The 22,216-nt window shown below is 50.8% G+C and carries 20 protein-coding genes, 1 tRNA gene and 1 other RNA gene; 7 read left to right on the forward strand and 15 right to left on the reverse strand.

The genetic code is table 11. The annotated features are described in order from the left end of the window. Nucleotides 1–55: 55 nt before the first annotated feature. The 14 genes from gcvPB to V3U24_02135 form a co-directional block, all read right to left on the reverse strand. A complete protein-coding gene (gene gcvPB, locus V3U24_02070) occupies nucleotides 56–1,516 on the reverse strand; it encodes an aminomethyl-transferring glycine dehydrogenase subunit GcvPB (protein MEE9166239.1) in 1,461 nt (486 codons plus the stop codon). Continuing rightward, nucleotides 1,509–4,106, reverse strand: a complete 2,598-nt coding sequence (gene alaS, locus V3U24_02075) for an alanine--tRNA ligase (protein ID MEE9166240.1) — start codon at nucleotides 4,104–4,106, stop codon at nucleotides 1,509–1,511. Before alaS ends, gcvPB begins: the two co-directional genes overlap by 8 nt. Nucleotides 4,107–4,109: 3 nt before the next feature. Then, a complete protein-coding gene (locus V3U24_02080; protein MEE9166241.1) occupies nucleotides 4,110–5,666 on the reverse strand; it encodes a thrombospondin type 3 repeat-containing protein in 1,557 nt (518 codons plus the stop codon). A 49-nt stretch (nucleotides 5,667–5,715) separates the two neighbouring features. Next, nucleotides 5,716–6,390, reverse strand: coding sequence for a RecX family transcriptional regulator (locus tag V3U24_02085; protein ID MEE9166242.1), 675 nt, complete (start codon nucleotides 6,388–6,390; stop codon nucleotides 5,716–5,718). Next, a complete protein-coding gene (recA, locus tag V3U24_02090) occupies nucleotides 6,359–7,390 on the reverse strand; it encodes a recombinase RecA (protein ID MEE9166243.1) in 1,032 nt (343 codons plus the stop codon). Before recA ends, V3U24_02085 begins: the two co-directional genes overlap by 32 nt. An 11-nt stretch (nucleotides 7,391–7,401) precedes the next feature. Beyond that, nucleotides 7,402–7,983 (reverse strand): RNA 2',3'-cyclic phosphodiesterase, encoded by a 582-nt coding sequence (thpR, locus tag V3U24_02095; GenBank protein MEE9166244.1) that lies wholly within the window; start codon nucleotides 7,981–7,983, stop codon nucleotides 7,402–7,404. Between the two features lie 75 nt (nucleotides 7,984–8,058). Beyond that, complete coding sequence (locus V3U24_02100) at nucleotides 8,059–9,264, reverse strand: competence/damage-inducible protein A (protein ID MEE9166245.1); 1,206 nt, start codon at nucleotides 9,262–9,264, stop codon at nucleotides 8,059–8,061. Then, nucleotides 9,261–9,719 carry a phosphatidylglycerophosphatase A gene (locus V3U24_02105; GenBank protein ID MEE9166246.1) on the reverse strand — a complete coding sequence of 153 codons (459 nt, stop codon included), beginning with the start codon at nucleotides 9,717–9,719 and terminating at the stop codon, nucleotides 9,261–9,263. Before V3U24_02105 ends, V3U24_02100 begins: the two co-directional genes overlap by 4 nt. After that, nucleotides 9,716–10,357, reverse strand: coding sequence for a CDP-diacylglycerol--glycerol-3-phosphate 3-phosphatidyltransferase (gene pgsA, locus V3U24_02110; GenBank protein MEE9166247.1), 642 nt, complete (start codon nucleotides 10,355–10,357; stop codon nucleotides 9,716–9,718). The genes V3U24_02105 and pgsA overlap by 4 nt, the downstream gene beginning before the upstream one ends. Nucleotides 10,358–10,368: 11 nt before the next feature. Continuing rightward, nucleotides 10,369–10,962, reverse strand: coding sequence for a recombination mediator RecR (gene recR / locus V3U24_02115; protein ID MEE9166248.1), 594 nt, complete (start codon nucleotides 10,960–10,962; stop codon nucleotides 10,369–10,371). A 3-nt stretch (nucleotides 10,963–10,965) separates the two neighbouring features. Further along, complete coding sequence (locus V3U24_02120) at nucleotides 10,966–11,301, reverse strand: YbaB/EbfC family nucleoid-associated protein (GenBank protein MEE9166249.1); 336 nt, start codon at nucleotides 11,299–11,301, stop codon at nucleotides 10,966–10,968. A gap of 18 nt (nucleotides 11,302–11,319) precedes the next feature. Further along, entirely contained in the window at nucleotides 11,320–12,951 is a 1,632-nt protein-coding gene (gene dnaX / locus V3U24_02125) for a DNA polymerase III subunit gamma/tau (protein MEE9166250.1), read from the reverse strand. Between the two features lie 105 nt (nucleotides 12,952–13,056). Further along, an RNA gene (gene ffs, locus V3U24_02130) (signal recognition particle sRNA large type) lies at nucleotides 13,057–13,321 on the reverse strand. Between the two features lie 257 nt (nucleotides 13,322–13,578). Next, a tRNA-Ala gene (locus tag V3U24_02135) sits at nucleotides 13,579–13,651 on the reverse strand. Between the two features lie 546 nt (nucleotides 13,652–14,197). Between V3U24_02135 and V3U24_02140 the strand changes: the two genes are divergently transcribed. The 6 genes from V3U24_02140 (at nucleotide 14,198) to V3U24_02165 (ending at nucleotide 20,771) form a co-directional block, all read left to right on the forward strand. Beyond that, the gene (locus tag V3U24_02140) at nucleotides 14,198–14,989 is read left to right on the forward strand and encodes a class I SAM-dependent methyltransferase (protein MEE9166251.1); all 792 of its coding nucleotides are present in this window, start codon (nucleotides 14,198–14,200) and stop codon (nucleotides 14,987–14,989) included. 88 nt (nucleotides 14,990–15,077) lie between these two features. After that, entirely contained in the window at nucleotides 15,078–16,424 is a 1,347-nt protein-coding gene (locus tag V3U24_02145) for a Gfo/Idh/MocA family oxidoreductase (GenBank protein ID MEE9166252.1), read from the forward strand. 222 nt (nucleotides 16,425–16,646) lie between these two features. Beyond that, nucleotides 16,647–17,723, forward strand: coding sequence for a Gfo/Idh/MocA family oxidoreductase (locus tag V3U24_02150; GenBank protein ID MEE9166253.1), 1,077 nt, complete (start codon nucleotides 16,647–16,649; stop codon nucleotides 17,721–17,723). Between the two features lie 140 nt (nucleotides 17,724–17,863). Next, nucleotides 17,864–18,775, forward strand: a complete 912-nt coding sequence (locus V3U24_02155) for an ROK family protein (GenBank protein MEE9166254.1) — start codon at nucleotides 17,864–17,866, stop codon at nucleotides 18,773–18,775. A gap of 226 nt (nucleotides 18,776–19,001) precedes the next feature. After that, a complete protein-coding gene (locus tag V3U24_02160) occupies nucleotides 19,002–19,958 on the forward strand; it encodes a DUF1080 domain-containing protein (GenBank protein MEE9166255.1) in 957 nt (318 codons plus the stop codon). A 360-nt stretch (nucleotides 19,959–20,318) separates the two neighbouring features. After that, complete coding sequence (locus V3U24_02165; protein ID MEE9166256.1) at nucleotides 20,319–20,771, forward strand: hypothetical protein; 453 nt, start codon at nucleotides 20,319–20,321, stop codon at nucleotides 20,769–20,771. 62 nt (nucleotides 20,772–20,833) lie between these two features. On the opposite strand, the gene V3U24_02170 is transcribed toward V3U24_02165, so the two are convergent. Beyond that, nucleotides 20,834–21,019, reverse strand: coding sequence for a hypothetical protein (locus V3U24_02170; protein ID MEE9166257.1), 186 nt, complete (start codon nucleotides 21,017–21,019; stop codon nucleotides 20,834–20,836). On the opposite strand from V3U24_02170, the gene V3U24_02175 reads away from it, so the two are divergent. Beyond that, entirely contained in the window at nucleotides 20,995–21,840 is an 846-nt protein-coding gene (locus V3U24_02175) for an adenylate/guanylate cyclase domain-containing protein (protein MEE9166258.1), read from the forward strand. The two genes, V3U24_02170 and V3U24_02175, sit on opposite strands and share 25 nt — an antisense overlap. Nucleotides 21,841–22,216: the final 376 nt, after the last annotated feature.

Raw genomic sequence — 22,216 nt, forward strand, 5'->3', positions numbered from 1 at the left:
GAGTCACTCCCTTGCTCTCTGCACTTTTTCTTGGATTCCTTCCATTTCGGACCCGCTATCTCCGGGATGGTCCAGGCGTCCATCTCAGCTTCAGGTCACGATTGGCCGTCGTCTCGTCCAAACGCCTCACAGGTGTAGTGTAGGGAGCACGGCGAACCTGGTCCGGGTTCTCTCTTGACTCTTCGTCAATTTGAAGGAGAGCATCCGCAAACCGGTCGATACTCTCCTTCGACTCAGATTCGGTGGGCTCTACCATCAGGGCCTCGGGGACGCTGATGGGAAAATAGACAGTTGGCGCATGGAATCCGAAATCCAGCAGACGCTTACCAATATGGAACGCCCTCACACCCCTTTTTTTCTGCCTTGCCCCGGAAATGACGAACTCATGCATGCAATGATCATCCGCGAAGACCTCGTAGCGATCCCTAATTCTGCTTTTTAGGTAGTTGGCATTCAGGATAGCCTGGCGGGAAACCGTTTCCATCCCTTCCCCGCCAAGCATGCTGATGTAAGTGTAGGCTCGCACAAGAATGCCGAAATTCCCGAAAAAGGCATGCAACCGACCCACAGAATTCCGGAGATCATAGTTCAGACCATAGCGGTCTCCCTGGTGGTCTACAACGGGTACTGGCAGGAATTCGGTAAGTCTGTCAACCACACCAATGGGGCCCGCACCGGGACCTCCTCCTCCATGAGGTGTGGAGAATGTCTTGTGGAGATTGATGTGAACAATGTCAAAGTCCATATCGACGGCTCGAACGATTCCCAGAAGAGCGTTCAGGTTGGCTCCGTCCATGTACATGAGCCCATCCACCTCGTGGACCAGACGGGCTATTTTCGTAATATCGTATTCAAATAACCCAAGGGTGTTTGGCTGAGTGAGCATCATTCCCGCGACATTTTCGGAAAGCTTCGCTTTCAGGTCTTTCAGGTCAACTCGTCCCCTGTTATTGGAATTGACCTCCATTACCTCAAATCCCCCCATGGCCACGCTGGCAGGATTGGTTCCATGAGCGGTGTCCGGTATGAGAATGTACTTTCTCCTGCTTCCCTTCGTTTCGTGATATTTGTGCATAATCAAGACACCGGCCAATTCACCCTGGGACCCTGCGCTGGGCTGAAGGGTGAACCTGTCCATTCCCGTGATGGATTTCAGTTGACCCTCGAGTTCTGCCATCACAGAAAGGGCACCCTGAACCGTCTCCTCGGGTTGACGCGGATGAATGTGCAGGAAGCCGGGAAGTTGCGCCATCGCGTCATTGATTTTTGGATTGTACTTCATGGTGCAAGACCCGAGGGGATAAACGTCCTTGTCCACGTGATGGTTCTTCGTTGAAATGTTGGTGAAATGACGTACGACTTCAGGCTCCGATACCTCTGGAAGGAGAGCATCCTCTGTTCTCAGAATGTCCCCTTCAAAAATATCGGTAGCCTGGATTTCGGGAACGTCGGGATCAGGAAGACTGAATCCAACTTTCCCCTTTCGACTCTTGTCAAAGATGAGATGGTCAGACATCGGTTCCCTTCAGGAGCAGGGTGAGCTCGTCCAGGATTTCTCTGAGAACGGTATCAAGTCTTTTTGAATTCTTGCCTCCCGCCGTAGCAAGGTGGGGCTTTCCTCCACCGCCCCCACCCAGCTTCTTGCCGAAAGACTTTGCCAGATCATCGGCTCTGATTCCCTCGCGGACGAGATCGGGCGAAACAACGCACACCAGAGACGGTTTTGTTTCTATGCTGGTACCCAGCACCCCAATGCCGCTTCCCAGGACCTCAATCAGGTGATCGCCCACTTGTTTCAAGTGATCCAGGTCATCCTCCTCCACCCGGGATACCAGAATACGGTGGTTCCCTACCTCCCGGCTCTCTTTCAACATTCTTGCCAGCTTGTCGCCACCCCCGGATGACCTCCGTTTTTTCAGATCTTTCTCAAGCTTCTTTCTTTGCTCAAGTAAAGCTACCACCCGGTCGACGATCTCGTCAGCGGGAGCATTGAGCAATTCCCGGACTTTTGACAGAGATTCAAATCGTCTTGCCACGTGCTCCACAGCTCCGACACCGGTAACAGCAAAAAGTCTTCGTACGCCGGAAGCGAGCGAGGACTCTTCAGTTATCTTGAAAAAACCGATGTCTCCCGTCCGCTTCACATGAACGCCCCCGCACAACTCCTTTGAGAAGTCACCAATGGAGATTACCCTGACCTGAGCCCCGTACTTTTCTTCGAATATGGCGACGGCTCCCCCCTCCCGTGCTTCATGGAAATCCCGGACACTGATGTCCAGTTCGGTGTTGTTCCGGATTTCCCTGTTGACAATGTCTTCGATTTTTCTCAATTCTTCCGGGGAAACCTTTTCGTAGTGGGTAAAATCAAACCTGAGGTAGTCGGGCCCGACGAGAGATCCCGCCTGCTGGACGTGATCGCCGAGAACAAGTTTTAGCGCCCTGTGGAGCAGATGTGTGGCCGTGTGATTCAGCGTAATCTTCTTTCGTCTTTCCCCCTCCACCTGTGCGGTAACGCGCTCCGAGGTGATCTCGGCCCTTTCCAAAAACGTGCCCACATGAATATGAGTGTCTCCATCCTTAACCGTGTCCGTCACTTCAAGTCTGAAACCGTCGCCTGTGAGGATTCCAGTATCGCCGACCTGGCCCCCCTGCTCCCCGTAGAACGGTGTCTTGTCCAGCACCACCAGGATATGACCACTGGACTCCTGGTAGCGGCGGATGAAAGATTCCGAAGAGAGATCCGTGTAACCCAGGAATTCCGAATCGTCCCCTTCCGTAACGACTGTCCATTGCTTCAAGGAGGGGTCGAAACTGAATCTTGCCTCCGACCGGGCTCTCTCCCGCTGACGCGTCATTTCCCGTTCAAAACCCGCCGTTTCCACCCCCAATCCCTTCTCCTTTGCCATCTGTTTCGTTAAGTCCAGGGGAAAACCGTACGTATCGTAAAGTCTGAAAGCATCCTCTCCGGGGATTGTTTCGCCGGACAGATTCTCAGTGATCCGTTCGAACTGCTCCAGTCCCCTGTCGAGAGTCTCGTTGAATTTGATTTCCTCGACTTCCAGCACTTTTTCCACGTGAGCCTTTCTCTCCACGAGCTCGGGATAGACCTCGCCCATTTCTTCGATCACGGTTTCAGCCAGGCGGTAAAGAAACGGCTCGTGAAATCCGAGCTCCCGGCCGAAACGGGCCGCCCGTCTCAAAATCCGGCGTGACACGTGACCTCTCCCCTCGTTGGAAGGAAGCACGCCATCTGCGATTGCGAAGGAAAGCATCCGAGCGTGGTCGGTAATGGCCCGGTAGGCAACCGGATGATCTTCGCATTGTGTGGTCGTGATCTCTTCGAGTCTTCGGGTCAACGGCTGAAAAAGATCCGTTTCGTAATCGCTTGTTTTATTCTGGAGTACAGCCGTAATTCTTTCGAGGCCGGCCCCCGTATCCACATGTTTAAGCGGAAGATCGTCCACGGAACCGTCCGGGTTCAGATTATTCTGAATGAATACGAGGTTCCACAGTTCCCAATACTGGGGGGAGGCATTGATCTGTTTCCTGTCCTGCTTTGAAACATCTTCCCCCACATAGTAGTGAATTTCGGAGCAGGGACCACAGGGGCCCGTCTCTCCCATTTCCCAGAAATTGTCTTTCTTTCCAAAGCGAAGGACACGTTCGGGCTCAATGTCAGTCACCTTTTTCCAGAGCTCGGCTGCTTCATCATCTTTCTCGTATACGGTGGCCCAAAGACGGTCCTTGGGCAATTGCCAGACTTCTGTCATGAGTTCCCAGGCCCACCGGATCGCCTCCTCTTTGTAGTAATCACCGAACGACCAGTTGCCCAGCATCTCGAAGAATGTGTGATGAAAGGCGTCGTATCCCACATCTTCGAGATCGTTATGCTTACCGCTTACACGAATACATTTCTGAGAGTTGACCAGACGGGGGTGTTTCGCTTTCTCTTTGCCAAGGAACACATTCTTGAACTGATTCATCCCGGCATTGGTGAACAACAGGCTGGGATCATCCCTCGGAATGAGGGAGGAACTGCGGACTGAGGCGTGGTCCCGTTCTTTGAAAAAGTCGATGAAGGTTTGTCGGACTTCTTTCGCTTTCATAATTCAGAAACTGAAGGACGTCTCTATGGTGGTGATATTGATGGACTCACCTTTATCGCTCACGTCACCGTCCCCGTTCACATCGGAAAAGGTTCTGCGGTTCACGTAATTGAGGGTAAGACCTCCCGCCAGCTCAATGCTTACCCGGTATCCCATGACCGTACTCTCGGAGGCCATGAATTCGAATGGATTTTCAACATTCCGCTGATAGTAGAACAATGAGGCCCCCTTTAATCTTGAAAATCCTTGCCGAAGCAAGACTGTCGCTTTCAAACTCTGATTCTGACGTTCTTCGAATTGGTCGAGGTCGGGCTCCCAGATCTGTCCCGTCAGGTTCTGGTACTCGGTCACAAGGGAAACAAGGCTGCCCAGATTCACACCGAACTTACCGTAGAATCCCCTCTGCTTCCCAAAGGTCCCCAGCTTACTTTCCTTCGTTTGAATGGTCATCCGCCCCAGGGAATTCTGACTAAAAGTTGCCCTCTCAACCTCGTAGGACAGGTCCCAGTACCAGAAGTCAAATCGTCCGTCCCCGGGGATAATGCGGTATTCCAGATTCAAGCGGACCGGTCCATAACGGGTGACAAACCCCACGGGAACGATCCCCACTCCCAAATCAACTTCCGTGCTGTCACTCGGGTCCTTCGTCTTTCCTATCAGTTTGGCAATCTCTGCGTAAACGGCGACGGACACGTTTTCACTATCAAGAACTGGATAGGCCACGTCGACGGCAGCACCCACTATCGCGTCACTATTGTCCTTCACGTTTATGGGTTCGCTTTTTGCCCTGATGTCCTTATCCAGGACGTACGGGACACCGCTCCAACCGGAACTCGCATTTAGAGTGTCCGTAATCCCATCGCCGTCTATGTCCAGGTCCTCAGAGTCGCGGATGCCATCACCATCGCTGTCGAGGTATTGACTCTTGTCATCCGGAAAATCGTCCACAAGATCGGGTCGTCCGTCGTCGTCACGGTCTTTCAAACCGAGATATTGGTTTCTATCGGCAACAAGGGAGACACCGATTTCAAAATAACCGGGTACGGAAGTAGTCACCCTCGCTCCAAATAGACCCACGTTCTCTTTGAAATCGTTGACGAATCCGGTTATCCCGTATCTGTCCGATTTCGCCTTGTACTCCAGGCCAACCTTTCTCACCTGAGGATATTGAATGGTATTGGAGTAATCGGCCACCAGAATGCCATACCCGAGCGTTACATGATCCAGGGAACCCACGCGGACATAGAGGGGGTCAACGGGGGAGCCGTACCGGATGTAGTAGATCTTGTCAATAATCGTATTCTTGAAGGCCGAGAGGGATGAAAAATCCCATTCGTCCCGGTGAATATTACCATCAGAATCCATGTACAAGACAATGTCGAGAGCAACGCCGAATTCTCCCATGGGAATCACCGGGCGAAAAGCGAACTGATTCCACAACTTCCTATCGATTGTGACAGTGCCGAAACTCCCTTCCATCGATTTTTCCGGCTCATCCTGAGCCAGGACGAGACCCGCGAAAATGGAAAGGAAAAAAGCGGTGCGGTGTACTTTTTTCATCGTGAGAGACTCCGAATAAAATCGAATTTACCGTCCACTCCAGGCATATTCAATCGCTTTTTAGACGAGAAATCACGGGTTCCATATCCTCCCATGTGTACCCTTTCCTCCTGAGTAGATTTATCAATCTGGCTCTCTCTTTCCGCTCCAGCCGTTCGCCCGGCTCAATACCTTTGTTTTTCAGGAGTCTCTCAATGAGAACGCTGGGAGGGTGTTGGCGATAGGTATCTTCAAGGATTTCCTCGATCATATCCCGGTCTACTCCGGCCTTCATGAGCTCGTCCTTCAGAGCCCTGGGGCCCAGTTGTTTCCTGCCTGTCCGGTCCCGGGCGAGCATTTCGGCAAACTCCCTGTCGTTCAAGAAACCCTTTTCCTCCAATTCCCGGAGAACGGGCTCTATCATCTCCATGCTCCACCCTTTCTTCAACAATTTTCTCTGCAATTCGCGAGTGCTCCGCTGCCGGTAACTCAAAAGATTGAGGGCCGCACCCTTGACCTTTCCCTGCTCGTCCTGAGAGACGAGCATGTTGATTTCCCCATCTGTCAAACGGTCGCCAATCTCGATCCCATGGTCATAAAAAATGCCTTCAGCGATGCTGAAGGCAAACTCCCCATCAAGATAAATGGACCGCCGATCCGGACGTTTTACATTGACCTTGATATGCGTAACTTCATTCTTCCTTGCCATCCCATCAGGTGCCGGGCTCTTGACCGGTCTTCTCAACTTCCATGCCCAAAAACGCCCTCACTTCACTCTCTATGCTTGAGCGAACATCGTCATATTCTTTGAGATAGCTCCTCACGGCTTCCCGTCCCTGGCCGAGCTTTTCGTCCCCGTATGAATACCAGGCGCCGGACTTTTCCACGATATCGCCGCTGACGGCTAGGTCAAGCAGATCCCCCTCCCTGGAAATACCCTCACCGTACATTATGTCAAACTCCGTCTGCCTGAACGGCGGGGCACACTTGTTTTTGACCACTTTTACTCTCACCCGCGACCCGATGCTTTGATCCCCATCCTTTATGGTTGAGATGCGACGAATATCCAGGCGGATAGAAGTGTAGAATTTCAATGCCCGGCCACCGGGGGTAGTTTCAGGACTCCCGAACATGACGCCTATTTTTTCACGGATTTGGTTGATAAAAATGACGGCCGTGTTTGACTTCGACACAGCCCCCGTTAGTTTTCGAAGAGCCTGAGACATCAATCTCGCCTGCAATCCAACATAACTCTCACCCATTTCACCTTCGAGTTCCACTCTTGGAACCAGAGCTGCCACGGAATCAATGATAACCAGATCGACGGCACCGCTGCGAACAAGCGTCTCACAGATATCAAGGGCCTGTTCACCGGTATCTGGCTGTGAAACCAGCAAATCGGTAATATTCACACCCAGTTTTTGGGCATAGAGAGGATCGAGGGCGTGTTCGGCGTCTATGAAAACGCCATATCCCCCTTTTTTCTGGGCTTCTGCGAGGATGTGTAAGGAAAGCGTTGTTTTTCCTGACATTTCCGGTCCATATATCTCCGTTGTTCTTCCCCGGGGAATTCCCTCGATGCCCAGAGCGGCATCCAGCGACAGGGCTCCGGTGGGAATGACATCGAATTTCCCCGTCATTTTGTCCTCTCCGAGGCGCATAACGGATCCCTTCCCAAACTGACGGTCAATTTGACCAATCGCGAGTTCCAGCGCCTTGAGCTTCTTCTCATCATTTTTGCCCATTGTTCTCTCCGTTATTTTGTGGGCGTTAATTCAAAGATTCCAAGTACGGAGTAGATAGGTCCTCCAGGGACAAGGTCACTCTGAAAAAACTTCACCTTCTGAACACTAAAATCGATAGGATCGTACTCAGAATTTATAAAAAGGGATACATCCGGGGTAACCTTTTGTGGATATCGAACGCGCCCGATGGTCACATGGGGCGAGTATTCCCTATTCTCAGGAGGGTATCCCAGCTTTTTCAGATTGGCATTGATATCCTCCACAAGCGCCTTGAGTTTTTCCACCTCTCCACCGATCCCCAACCAGAGAACCCTGGGTCTCTCCTTTTTCGGGAACACACCGGTATCCCGGACTTCCAGCGAAAAATCGTGGTGCCCTTCTACCGCCTTTGCTACTGCCCGTTTGATGTTTGAAGCCTCCTCCGGAGGGGTGGCACCGATGAAGCGGAGAGTGAAATGAATGTTAGCGGCCTTGATCCACTTCACCACTTTTGCCTTAGCCTCAACCGTTGTCTGGAGGTGGATTGCCGTCGACTTCACCCTGTTGGGAAGTTCCACCCCCAGAAATGTGCGAAGTAATCGCTCAGCTGCCATCGCCAGGAAGAAGTCCCCTCACTTCCATTCCATAAAGTATCTCTCTAAGTGAAAATGCTATCACACAACCTGATGTTAAATTGCGAGTCTCAACATATTCAGCGCAGCCTGAGCAGCGAGTTCCTTGTTAAAGCGTCTGTTTTCGGAAAAAATGAATCGTTTCACCTGTCTCTTTCCGGAGAAGTCGAGACCTATATAGGTGAGACCCACGGGTTTCTCCTGTGTGGCACCGCCCGGCCCGGCGATGCCTGTAGTGGAGATTCCCATCTGGGCTTGAAATCTGTCCCTTACCCCCTGTGCCATCTGTCTGGCCGTTTCTTCACTCACTGCGCCTTCAGCCTCGAGTGTCTTCTTTTTGACTTCGAGGATTGAAATCTTGGCCTCATTACTGTAAGTCACGACGCCTCCAAGAACGTAGTCAGAGCTGCCCGGTACATTGGTCAATCTATCGGTCAGGAGTCCACCCGTGCACGACTCAGCCGCGGCAACGGTCACGTTATTTTCTCGCAGCAGCTTCCCCACCACCTCTTCAAGTGTTTCCCAATCTTCCCCGTACACATAGTCGCCTGCCCGGTCGTAGACAGCGGACATGAATTCCGTCACAGCGTCGGGGTCTGTATGGGTCAGACGAAGATCAACGCCCATGAATCCAGGCAGGAATGACACTTCAATTTCAGAAGTCTGCACAAGGTCGGAAAGAAGATCGTAGAGAGCCGACTCCATGATTCCGGTGGTTCGTATCGTATGCACACTTAAGCTCTGTGTGACAATTCCCTGGAGATTTGGAAGAACGATTTCTTCCATCATCGTCTTCATCTCCATTGGAACGCCAGGAAGGACATAATAACGAGTCTCATCTTTTTCGAACATGATACCGAGCGCGGATCCCTTGGGATTTGGAATGACACTCCCCCTGTCTGGAATATAGGCCTGTACCTGGTTAGAGTCCGGAATCTCAAGACCTCTCCGGTCGAATTTTTCCACCAGTTCCCCATAATATTCCTTATCAAACTTCAAGTTGGCTCCCATAAAATCACAAAACGCTTCTTTGGTCACGTCGTCATTCGTGGGTCCCAGACCGCCCGTACAGATAATCAGGTCCGCTTTCTCCCCTGCGATTCCCAGCGCCTCAACGATATCCTCCCGTGAATCTCTGACAGACATTTTGAATGTTGTTCGAATGCCCAAGTCCATCAGTTTCCGGCCGATCCAGGTTGAATTCGAATCGAGGGAAAATCCCCCCAGGAGCTCATTCCCGATGGAAATGATAGCGGCCTTCATTTCACCAATTTGACCACTTCGATCACACCGACGGTATATGCCGCCGCGATGACGTCATCCAGCATTATTCCCCAACCCCCTCCGAGACTCTCACTCTGTCTTGCGGGGAACACCTTGACTATATCGAAGAAGCGAAAAAGGAGAAAGGCCAGGACCATTAAACTCCACGTTTTCGGGACAACGGCAAGAGCAATCCACATGCCCACCCACTCGTCCACAACAACGTAAGATGGGTCGATTTTACCGTTCCCGTTCGATACGATTGCCGAAACGATGACTCCCACGAGAAAAAGGTTCAGGAGGATCAGAACGTAGGGGAACGTTTCAATCGCTGGCAGGACCCACCATATGACCAGGGCAACCGCACTGGCCCATGTTCCCGGGGCGAGAGGAAGGTATCCGATCTTGGCGATTGAGGCAATCCAATCAGATGCACGAAGGAGAAACGCCCTCACGGCGTCTGATGCGGGGTTGAGATGAATTCCCAGATTGTCTGACGGTTGATGAACAGGTAGCTGAGGCCGGTGTAAGCGGTAAAGAGAGTCACGGCGAGAAGCGCGTAATAAATAAGGTGCAAAGAATCAACAGCAGATGTGATTGTGTCTGTGGCCAGAAGCGATAGTTTCTTCATCGCGAGGTATGAAAGAACAAGGAGAACGCCCGCGACTTGAGTTACGGTCTTGAATTTTGCGATCTTGCTCGTCACAAGGCTGATTCCCCGACTCAAAAAGAGCATTCGAAGCCCGGTAACGAACATGTCACGGAATATGATCAACGCGGCCATCCAGTAGGGTACCTTTCCCATAATGGCAAAGGAAATAAACGCGGATGATACGAGAATCTTGTCTGCCAGTGGATCGAGGAATGCTCCCGCTTTGGTTACGAGATTCCGCTTCCTGGCTATGTACCCGTCCCATGCGTCCGTCACCGATGCCACGATAAACACGAGAAGCGCCGCCGGTCTTGCCCACGGAGCATCATAGAATAGACAGATGATGAAAATGGGAGTTAGCAGAATCCGTCCCACGGTGAGAATGTTGGGCATCATTGAGTGGAGAGAAGAGCCTTTCAATATGCGTGCAATCAGCTTCATAAACTAAACGGCTAGAGTTCTCTTCTCCCCTCCAAGGCGCTCACAATCGTCGCCTCGTCGACGTATTCCAGATCACCACCCACGGGAATACCTCTCGCCAGCCGCGTTACCTGAACACCATACGGCTTCAAGATCTTTGCCAGGTAGAGAGTCGTTGTCTCTCCTTCGACACTGGGGTTCGTCGCAATAATCACTTCCTTTTTTCCATCCATTCTTTCCAGAAGAGGATCCACATGTAGGTCATCGGGACCGATCCCATCCAGAGGCGACAGAACACCACCCAGAACATGGTACTTCCCATTGAACTCACCGGTCCTCTCAAGTGCCAGAACATCAATTGTGTCCTCCACCACACACAACAAAGTGTCATCTCGCTTGGCATCGCTGCAGATGCCACAGGGACCCGTTTCGGATATGTTGAAACAGATTGGGCACTCATGAATCATGTCTTTGACGTCGAGGACCGACCTGGCAAGATTCACGGCCAGGTCTCTCTCGGACTTCAATAGATGAAATGCCATCCGTTGAGCCGTTTTCTTCCCAATTCCCGGAAACTGGGATAAAGCATCGATAACTCTGTTCAAGGAATCTGGGAGTACTTTCACGAATCACGTTCCGGGGATCTTCAAGTCTCCAAGGGATCCTGTGACGCCACTGGAAACGGAAGACAATCGTCTCTGTGACTCCTCCCCCGCGTTTTTCATTGCTTGATTGACAGCGGCCACCACCAGATCTTCCACCATCTCCATATCCTCTTTCAGAACCTCAGGGTCGATCTTGATAGAGAGTAGTTCCTGTTTCCCGTTCACTCTCGCCGTCACCATCCCACCTCCCGCCTGAGCTTCAATCTCCAGCTTCTCCAGTTCCGCCTGAGCCGCCTCTAATTTCTCCTGAATATGTTTCGCCTGTTTCAACAAGTTTTGGAAATTGCCTTTCGTTATCATGGTACCTCCTTCAGTTCTTCACTTACGGTCCTGTTCGACGATCTCTCCTCCGAACAATTCCAGCATGCGCTTTGCCACGGGATGGGTTTCCTCAGGTGCTTCTTCCACCACAAATTCAATTCTCAATGTTTCATCGACAATTTCTTCCACGGTCGATTCAATCATCCGCACTTTCTTTTTTAGCACGTCAATGTGAAACTTGTACTTTTTGGGAAACGAGACTGTCAATCGTTTTCCCTTCAATTCGGCAGGGAATCCCTGGCTCAAGAATGTGCCCAGGGAAGTTCCATTCTCTGAAACCTTTGAGATGATGTCATCCCATCTCTTCCGTATCGTTTCGAGCGGTTCAGAGGATGGATCGTCCTCACTTTTCTTCACTTCCGAATCGGACACTCCCCCATCCGCCTTCCCTCCATCCTTTTCCGTCTCCTCGGTGGAGGTTTGCTCGGCTCCTTTTGATGAGGACTGCTCAAAGAGTCCAGGTTGTTCCGAATCTTCCGCCGATTGTTCTTGAGCAGAGGGCCTGACCGATAATTTCGTTATTATGTCACTTATGGTTACCGATGAATCCATTTCCAATAATTTCAGCATCATCGTCTCAACAAAGATTCTGGGCTGCTGGACAATTTTGAGTTTAGATTCCGTCTCCGTCACCTGATCCATATACCGGAGAATATCTTTCCCTTTCCACTCCTTGCTCTCACTCACGTAACGTTCAAGCATCTCCTCCGTGGTTTCAAGTACCTCTCCCGCAGAGTCTGCCTTGCAAATCAAGAAATTGAGAAAATGCCGATTCAGACCAGATAGGAAATTGGCGAGTGAATATCCCTCCGAATGAACGCTTTGCATGTGACGCAGAAGACTCTTTCGATCCCTGGCCTTGATCGCGTCCGTTATGCCGAAGAAAAGTGTTCCCGGGATAATCCCCAGGAGGGACGATGCCTGTTCAAAAACAATGTCGCTGCCACAATATGCAATGATCTGATCTAGAAGACTTAAGGCATCCCGCATACTGCCGTCGGCCATATTCGCCACAAGCTTTTCAGTCCTATCGTCAATAGAAACTTTTTCACTTTCCAATACCTGCCGCATGCCCTTCAGAAGATCATCCACCGCCAACCGATGGAAATCGTGCCTTTGGCACCTTGAGAGGATTGTAGCCGGGACTTTGTTCGGTTCCGTAGTGGCAAAAATGAATTTCACGTGTGGAGGAGGTTCTTCCAACGTTTTGAGAAGAGCATTGAAGGCCGCTGTCGTTAGCATATGAACCTCATCGATAATGAAAATCTTGAACTCTGCATTGATAGGCGGATACTTGACCAGCTCTCTCAAATTCCGGATTTCATCGATTCCCCTGTTGGAAGCACCGTCGATTTCCAGCACATCCATACTTCTTGAGGTGGCGATTTCCTCACAGTTCCGGCATTTATCACACGGATTTCCGTCGTCATTTTTCAGACAATTCAAAGCCTTGGCGAGTACACGTGCCGTGGTTGTCTTGCCGATCCCCCTGGGACCGGCGAACAGATAGGCATGAGCTACGCGGTCCTGGGCAAAAGCGTTCAGGAGTGTTTGGGTCACGTGTTCTTGACCGATAATACCCTGGAATTTTTCCGGCCGATATTTTCTCGCTAGTACCTGGTACGCCATCTTCTGGAATCTCTATGCGTAATGCGTAATCGGTAATTCGTAATGCGAAATTTGTAATGCGTACAATGCTGACACTCTGTGGCCTCTGTGGCAAGAAATGTCCGGTCGTGCACCATGGATTGAAATCACCGGCATGAAATCCTTCAAGGCAGCCAGCTCCTCTTCAGCACTCCACCGGCACATAGAAAATGTTGCCTGCCGCTGCTCCCTCCCGGGTCTGACGGGGTTCAGCAATATTCTATTGCGATGGACTGAAAATTCAACACCGCTTGACTTCAAGAACTTCAGTGGGCAGCCCCGCTCCATGGCATGGGCCCTGCTGTAGCGGATTGCAGGTTACAGGGCACCGCTAGCTCCCCGCCTGGCACGACCGAAATCTTTCCCGGAGTACTGGATAACCGGAGTATTGGAGGCTTGTGGCCCAATTCTCCATTCCCCCATCTGACGTTTGACGTTGGACGTTCGACGTTTTACGAATCACGTATCACACCTCACGTCTCATTTTTCAATTCTCATTTTTCTTTTTTCAATGAGTGCTATTCCCTTTCACGCCCCACGTCTCCATTTCTCCAAGTCTCCACTTCTCCTCCAGAGGAGTTCCTACGGAACAATTCTCCATCGAAATCGTGGAGCCGAAGGGGATCGAACCCTCGACCTTCGCATTGCGAACGCGACGCTCTCCCATCTGAGCTACGGCCCCCATCAAGATGAAAGATAAACGACTAAAGACGAATGAACCAGTCATCAGTAACCAATAACCGCTCTCTGATCACACATTACGTCAAAGCGCAGCGGAGATCCCGACGCAGGTCGGGAAATCACGCCTCACCAATCACGCATCACATGGCAAGCGAATTTATACGGAAACCCGGCGGATTGCAAGAGGTAGGAGGTGGAAAAACAACCTGACACGTTGCAGGGAACCTGTTAGACAGCGCGTCCGACGGGTGTACATTCGATCCAGTTCACGTCGGCGATTTCCGTCCGGATGCTGAAATGTTTTGCTCGAATTCTATCTCTCCCCTGGTCCAGAAGTCACGGTGAAGTCACACGGTTAACTCAACATTTTTTCGCTTGACTACTGAGACGTAGGCGTATAACATCCAATAATTTTAAGGCATCGTCTTTGACGAAAAATCACGCCAAAGCAAGAACAAGATGATAGTAGTATAATTCCCACAAAGATGTCCGCTGAAAATCATTTAGTATTTTCGTTGAATAAGATATGCTGGGAAGTCGAGACAAGATGAGAGAAAGAGACGAAGTCGCAGCTGCGAACGAAAGGCTCTGGGAGAGAGAGGTACAGAAGGGGTGTGGGTTCACGACCCCTTGGCTGGAGCTTGACCCCGAGGTGATTATGCAGTACGCCAAAGGCACGTTGGAGCCTGTACCCGAGCCGCTGACGGTGGTGTCTCCCCACGACATACTCGCTGAGGTCGAGGGCAGGGACGTGCTCTGCCTCGCATGCGGCGGCGGGCAACAGTCAGCCGTGTTTGCGCTGCTTGGCGCACAGGTGACAGTGGTCGACCTGGCCCAAGGGCAACTCGAGGGGGACAGGAAGGCTGCGGCGCACTATGGCTACGAGATAAAAACGATCCACAGCGACATGCGCGACCTTTCGTCGATGGATGATGAGTCATTCGATACTGTGTACGGAACGGCCGTCTGCTACGTCCCCGATGCTCGGGAGGTCTACCGCCAGGTCGCCAGGGTATTAAGGCCACGTGGATTGTACCGTACCGATTGGGGCCAGCCCGCGATCCACTTCGTCGCCTGGGACGGAAGCGGCTATCGGGTAGCGAAGCCATACGCCGAGAGGATCGATCGGCGGGAGGACGGTGGAATCGAGTTTCGGCATTACATGGATGACATCTTTAACGGACTCCTCGAGGTCGGCCTCTCAATTCGGCAAGTGGAGGATCTGTCCCGGCACGTAAAGCCGGACTCTGAGGCTCTCCCGGGAAGCTGGGCTCATGAACGGACGTACTTCGGTGGAGAGTTCGTTGTCGTCGCTCGGAAGGAACGGGGATCTTCCTAATCATTGCTTCCAGCGGATCCCGACCCGTCGGGACCGCTCAACTCGAAACTCTATTCAAGCAATAAACAATATGTTATAGGAGCAGTTAATGAAAACTCTCAACAGGCGAAAGTTCTTACGTCTCTCCACCACTGCGGTTTCTTCATTCATGATAGTTCCGAGAAGTGTGTTGGGCGGTAAAGGTTATGTGCCGCCGAGTGATAAGCTCAACATTGCAGCAATAGGTATAGGGGGCCGGGGAGCAGAGGATCTGCAAAATCTTGAAAGTGAAAATATTGTAGCGCTATGTGATGTGGATTGGGCGTATGCTGAGGAAATCTTCAAGCGCTACCCAAATGCAAGAAAATATCGTGATTTTCGCATCATGCTTGAAAAAGAAAAAAATATCGATGCCGTGCTTGTGGCGACGCCAGACCATACACATGCAATAATATCGATGCATGCCCTGAAAATGGGCAAGCATCTTTATTGTGAAAAGCCTCTGACGCACACAGTTTACGAAGCCCGAAAAATTGCCGAGGCTGCAAGGGAGGCAAAGGTGGCAACTCAAATGGGCAACCAGGGTATGGCCTATAAAGGAAACCGATTGATCAATGAATGGATATGGGATGGAGCGATAGGCCAGGTTCATGAAGTGCATGTCTGGTCCGATCGCCCGACTCGTTTGGGGACTGGGGATTTGTGGTGGCCTCAGGCAATGGAACGGCCGCTCGATGAACCGGAAATACCTGCGACCCTGGATTGGGACTTATGGCTTGGGCCAGCTCCATATCGTCCTTATCATCCGGCTTACGTACCATTCTTGTGGCGCGGCTGGTGGGATTTTGGGGAAGGCGGCCTGGGTGATATGGGAATACACAATATCGCCCCTGCTTTTTCAGCTTTGAAGCTCGGGGCTCCCACGAGTGTGCATTCAAGTTCGACTCCCGTTTACAAAGAGACGTTGCCCTGGGCATCCATAGTGCGTTATGAATTTCCAGCGCGCGGTGATATGCCCCCTGTGAAGCTGCATTGGTATGATGGCGGTATTATTCCGGAATACCCGGAAGAGTTGGAAGATGGAAGAAAACTGCCGCGCGAAGATGGGATGATATTTGTCGGTAGTAAAGGCAAAATGTTGGTCACAGGCTGGGGAGGTGAAAGTCCGCGGTTAATACCGGAGTCGAAGATGCAAGAATATGAACTTCCACCTGAAACACTGCCCCGTTCTATTGGGCATCATCAAGAGTGGATTGAAGCATGCAAGAAAGGCACCCCGACACGATCAAATTTTGACGTTGCCGGACCATTGACCGAAGCTGTTCTGCTGGGACTCGTTTCTGTCCGACTGGGAGGAAAGAAACTATATTGGGACAGCGAGAATCTTTCGGTGAAAAACAGTCCCGAAGCCAATGAGCTTTTGCATTATCAGTACCGTGAAGGTTGGACGCTGTAATTGTTGGTTTGTGGAAATGAAGTAATGACTCGACTGGCTGCCGGATACCTTTTTTCAGAGATTTGATATCTAGCCAAAAATGACACGAGTTTTCGCGAACATGAATATGAGCCATTCTGTTCGCATCAATTCGTGAAGATCTGTGGCTGAAAATCACGCTTTGGTTTGCAACATTGAAAAAAGTGCCCGGCGGTACACTAACTCGAATAGGTGGAAATTGACATGAACAAGAAAATAGGCGTTGGCCTTGTTGGATCGCAGTTCGTCTCAACGATTCATGCGGAATCTCTGAAAACTGTGCATGATGCAGAAATCGTGGCGGTCGCATCGCCCTCGAAAGAACATGCGCGGGATTTTGCAGAAAAATTCAATATTCATCATCATTTCACGGACATTGACAAAATGTTGGAAATAGATGAAATCGACATGATTGTGATTGGTGCGCCAAATATGTTTCATTGCGAGATCACGTTGGCAGCAGCGCACGCCGGCAAGCATGTCGTGGTTGAAAAGCCACTGTGTCTGAACCTTGATGAAGCGGATCAAATGATAGAAGCTTGCAAGAAGGCCGAGGTCAAGCTGATGTATGCCGAGGAGCTTTGTTTCGCGCCAAAATATGTGCGTCTCAAGCAATTGTTGGACCAGGGCGCCTTGGGCGTTCCGGTGCTGCTCAAGCAATCAGAGAAGCACGACGGTCCGCATGCTCCGCATTTTTGGGATGTGGAACAGTCCGGCGGTGGTGTCGCAATGGATATGGGATGCCATGCTATTGAATTCTTCCGTTGGATGCTCGGGCGCCCCAAAATAAAATCCGTTTATGCACAGATGGGTACTTACTTCCATAAGGATAAAACCAAAGGCGACGACAATGCCATCATCATCCTCGAATTTGAAAACAATGTTATGGCTGTGGCGGAAGAAAGCTGGACGAAACTCGGCGGCATGGACGATAAGGCCGAGGTTCACGGCACAAAAGGGGTCGCTTACGCGGACCTGCTTCAAGGTAATTCTATCCTGACCTATAGTCTTGCGGGAGTCGATTATGCCGTAGAAAAGGCTGGAAGCACGAAGGGCTGGAGTTTCACCATGTATGAAGAAATCTGGAATTACGGCTTTCCCCAGGAGTTCGCCCATTTTGTAGATTGTGTTAAGAATGATAAACACCCAGAAGTTACAGGAGAGGATGGTCGCGCTGTCCTGGAAGCGATATTCGCTGCCTATCAATCTGCCGGAAGTGGCCAAAAAGTGTCTCTTCCGTTTGAAACAGACGCGGATAAACCCTACAAGCTCTGGAAATAATGGAACGTTGAAAACGGAGAAAAAACTATTCGAGCAAAAACATAACTGCATCTTTTCAAGCATCTTTTCTATGGCTTCATTCAAATGTAACGGTTCTCTATGACCCGGATGCTGCCGTTTCTCTTTAGGGAAATAGTGTCATGAGAGAACTTGTTTTGGGCGTGGATATTGGCGGAACCAAAACCTCAATAGGCCTCGTGGATTCATCAGGATACATTTTGCACCAAGACAATATTCCGACGAATCCCAAAAAAGGTTTTGAAGATTTCATTGAGCGGTTACTCAGTTCCATCCACAAGATTCTTTTGGATGCCAATTGCTCCTTGCCCGAAATCAAGGGAATCGGTGTTGGCTGTCCGGGCCCTTTAGATCTTGAAAATGGAACTATCCTTAATCTCTACACCCTTCCCTCATGGGAGGGACAAGACATTGTTTCCACAATCAGACAGGCTTCAGGGCTTCCCACTTTCTTGGAAAACGATGCCGATGCAGCCCTTTTAGGAGAATTGTTTGCAGGAGCTGCTCGTGGGCACCAAAATGTAGCCATGCTGACCTTAGGAACGGGAGTCGGTGGCGCCGTTCTCAACAGTGGAAAGATTTACCGGGGATTCCGAGGAGAGCATCCTGAATTCGGCCATATTCCTGGATTGCCGGAAGGCCCCCTTTGTTACTGCGGCTTGAAAGGCTGTCTGGAATCGTTGGCATCGGGAACAGCTATCACAAATTCGGGGAGAAAACGAGGTTTTCGATCCAGTTACGAGGTTTTCCGACAGGCAAGGTCAGGAAATCCTATGGCCCGGGAAATTATCGATCGAGCCTCGAAAGCTCTTTCTCAGGCTACATGGATGCTTCTTCATACCTTTGTTCCGGAAATGATTCTTTTGGGAGGCGGCATAATGGACGATAATTTCGATCTTTTCAAAGACCAAATCGAAGAGACACTCGGAAAAGCCAAATTGGTGGAGCAGATACCTGTAAAGGTTTCCAGGGCAGAGCTTGGCAATCAGGCCGGAATCGTCGGCGCCGCCTATCTGGTAATGAGGTCACCCTAAATCGGCCGGGGCACATCGTATCATAATTCCAGGCCAGAGCATGAAGTTAGCGAAAAGACCAGTCAGGAGTTAAGCGCCCTTCTTTGTCACTCCTCTACTGCAAAATCATTTGCTTGATGCCAAATTATCATCTATCATAACAACAGTCCAAGTAGTTCATTACACATAGGTTGTACGGGAGTTCCGGACAACGGCGATTCGATTCACGCAAAAAGAGACTAGGATTATGCAAAGCAGAATATGGCTCGTTTCATTGTCATTGCTCATGGCAAACTGTGGCCCTGAATCACTGAACGAAGGATCGGAAAATGCCACCTTTGATAAAAGCATTGTTTTAGGGCGATGGGATTTAACCGTTTATGACATCCAGGGCGTCTATCCTTCCTGGTTCGAGATCAAAGAGGAAAATGGCGAATTGAAGGGCCAATTTGTCGGTCGAGTCGGGAACGCCCGTCCCATTCGGTATATCCACTTTGACGGTAACCAGCTTTATCTGTCATTACCTCGGCAGTATGAAAGGCCAGCTGAAGATTTGCTCTTTATCGGCAAAGTAAAAGATGGGAAAATCGAAGGGAAAACCAGAAGTGAGACCGGACATGTTATCCGCTTTCATGCCGAGCGAGCGCCGGCACTCGAATTTCGAGGAGAGCCAGAGTGGGGTGAAACGATAGAACTTATCCAAAGCGAGTTGTCGAATTGGATGCCCCGGAATCCAAACAATGACAATCAATGGGAAATTGAAAATGACATGCTTGTTAATAATGATACGGGTGTCGACCTCGTATCAAGACAAACATTTACTGATTTCAAATTGCACTTAGAGTTTAATATTCCTGATAGCGGCAACAGTGGTATCTATTTGCGTGGGCGGTATGAAGTGCAAATAGAAGATAATTTTGGCAAGAAACCTGACAGCTTAAAGGCAGGCGGAGTCTATGGATTTATTGTGCCACGGAAAATGGCGATAAAACCTGCAGGTCAATGGAATTCATACGATATGACTTTTCTCGGCAGGAAAATAACAGTTATACTCAATGATGAGATGATCATCAATAACATCGAGATTCCTGGCATAACTGGTGGGGCGCTGGACAGTAGAGAGGCAGAGCCAGGTCCACTCATGTTGCAAGGGGATCACAGCGCTATTCGCTTCAGGAATATTTTCCTGACGCCGGCGAAGTGAAATGAATCAAATGAGAATTACTTACCCTGATGCGAACAGACCCCGGCCCAGAATACGGATGAAAACCGGTAATTATTACCCGTGCATCTCAGTCTGTCGTTGCAAATTCAGGGATAGAATATAACACTTGCATTCACCTGACCGGGAACAACCGGGCGCGATTTGAGCTTTGGGATGTCTTTCGAACGCCTTGATCTGAAGCAAAATACAAACTTTCTCACGTTCCCGGTAGGTGATGCGATGGTTAGCTTCCGCCGGGATAATGGATTTTGCATAAGGTACCTGGTCAGCGCATGCGAAAGGATCTTTCACCCCAATTCCGCCTTTAGCAAGCGGCAGGTACCAATGAGGTAATCATAAGTGACACCGGGTGAAGCGATTGCATTTGTTGAAACCCAAGGGATTGTCCTTGAATCAGGAAAGGGGTCTATTCCGAACTTGGCTGACACAGTGGCAGGCGAGCCTATCCGAGGAAGTTACTGGGGCCATCCAAAGGGAAACGAGATTTTCCAACTCACTCGCGCGATCCGTTCCTCGAACGAAGTTGTCGTTTGTCGGCTGGTGGACGGGAAGATCACCTACGTCCACAGGCGGGTATGGCCAGCGGTTGTGCGATTGCAGGAAAGTTTCGACAAAGAACGCTTAGGAGCGGTAAGCGAGATTCATAGCCCATCAGGGAAGCACGAGGTGAGGGTCACTCCGTTTCCCGACTGGGTGCCGACCAGTGTTAGAGAAGAAGCACAGCAGTTGACGGCGTCGGAAGCTGCTTCCCAATTGGTAGAGTGGTTTGAGGGACTATCCGCGGATCTGTGAAACCAGGGCGCAAGCTAACAACTCGCTGAAGCTGACGCCGCGGGCGAGGCGAAAATTAATGCTTAATGATCAGCGACGCAGCTTAGCTCGAGGGCGTTATGGGATAGGATGAAATCGTCTGGCTCAACAATAGGCAAGAATGTCTTGGTTTCACCGGCCACCTGCTGACCGGCCCCCAGGGCGAAATTTGACAGGTTAATCAGGAACGGAGAGGATGCGACGTATGACACAACGCATAGGCGGGACATTTGAAAATCCGGATCAGGTTGAAGAAATTGGTGAGGTTCGCGCCGAAACCCTTGAGCTTGATAATATGACTATCGGACGATTTGTCCATCCACCTGGCTGGCGATGGTCTATCCACCTTCGCCCGATCGTCGGCACCGAGAACTGCCAGTTCCGGCACTTAGGGTTTGTGATCTCTGGGACCCTCGCAGTCTCCCTGACAGACGGCACAACCCACGAGCTTTCCGCAGGCAGCGCTTACGACATCCCCCCGGGGCATGACTCTTGGGTGGTAGGCAGGGAGCCGGCGGTTGTACTCGAATGGAAAGGGCTGCGCGATTGGCTCCAGCCCCGGCACGGTGAGCGGATTCTAGCGACCCTCGCTTTTACAGACATAGTTGATTCCACGGTCCAGGCACGACGCTTGGGCGACCGTGCCTGGCGAGCGCGGCTTGCGCAGCATGACGAGACGGTGCGACAGGTTCTGGCCGAAACGCGCGGATATGAGGTGAAGACGACCGGCGATGGCTTTCTTGCCCGTTTCGGCGGTCCTGCTCAAGCACTGGACGCCGCCACCCGGATCCGGGAGCGGGTAGGCAACTTGGGCCTCGATGTCCGTCAAGGGATACATGTCGGGGAGGTTGAACTGTTGGGGCGTGATATTACTGGGCTTGCGGTACACGAAGCGGCCCGAATCTTAAACGAGGCCGGGACCGGTGAAATCCTCGTCTCAAGAATCGTCCGCTCCCTTGCAGAGAGTGCAGGGTTCTCATTCGAATCGAAAGGAGCCCGGACCCTGAAGGGCATCCCAGGGACGCGAGAACTGTTCGCCTTAATCCCATAGCACCTGTGTCAAAGAACATCGAACGTCATCCCCAACTGAAGATAGGTATGACTTTCGATTTGGTATTGACGTGATTATTTGTGCAGGCCTCACTGACTTGGTTGATCCATGAGCATTTGAAGAATAGGAGAGGGAGATTCACATGGAAGGCCCACCCTATGACAAGAGGATGCAACTGACGGCTAAAACGTACAAGGTATTCGCAAGCTGGGTTCGGACTGTGGACGTCCCTTTCACAGCAGCTGATCGCCAGTCCGTTATACGAATCCGAAGGTTTCGTGAAAGTCGGTGAATCCGGAACATCCTGGACTCTAAAGCTCGAATGATAATCTTAAGCGAGTAAGTTCAGGGACGTTAGAGTTAAGTCGCCTCTTTC

The sequence above is a fragment of the Candidatus Neomarinimicrobiota bacterium genome (genome assembly GCA_036476315.1).
Lineage (GTDB): Bacteria > Fidelibacterota > Marinisomatia > Marinisomatales > S15-B10 > JAZGBI01.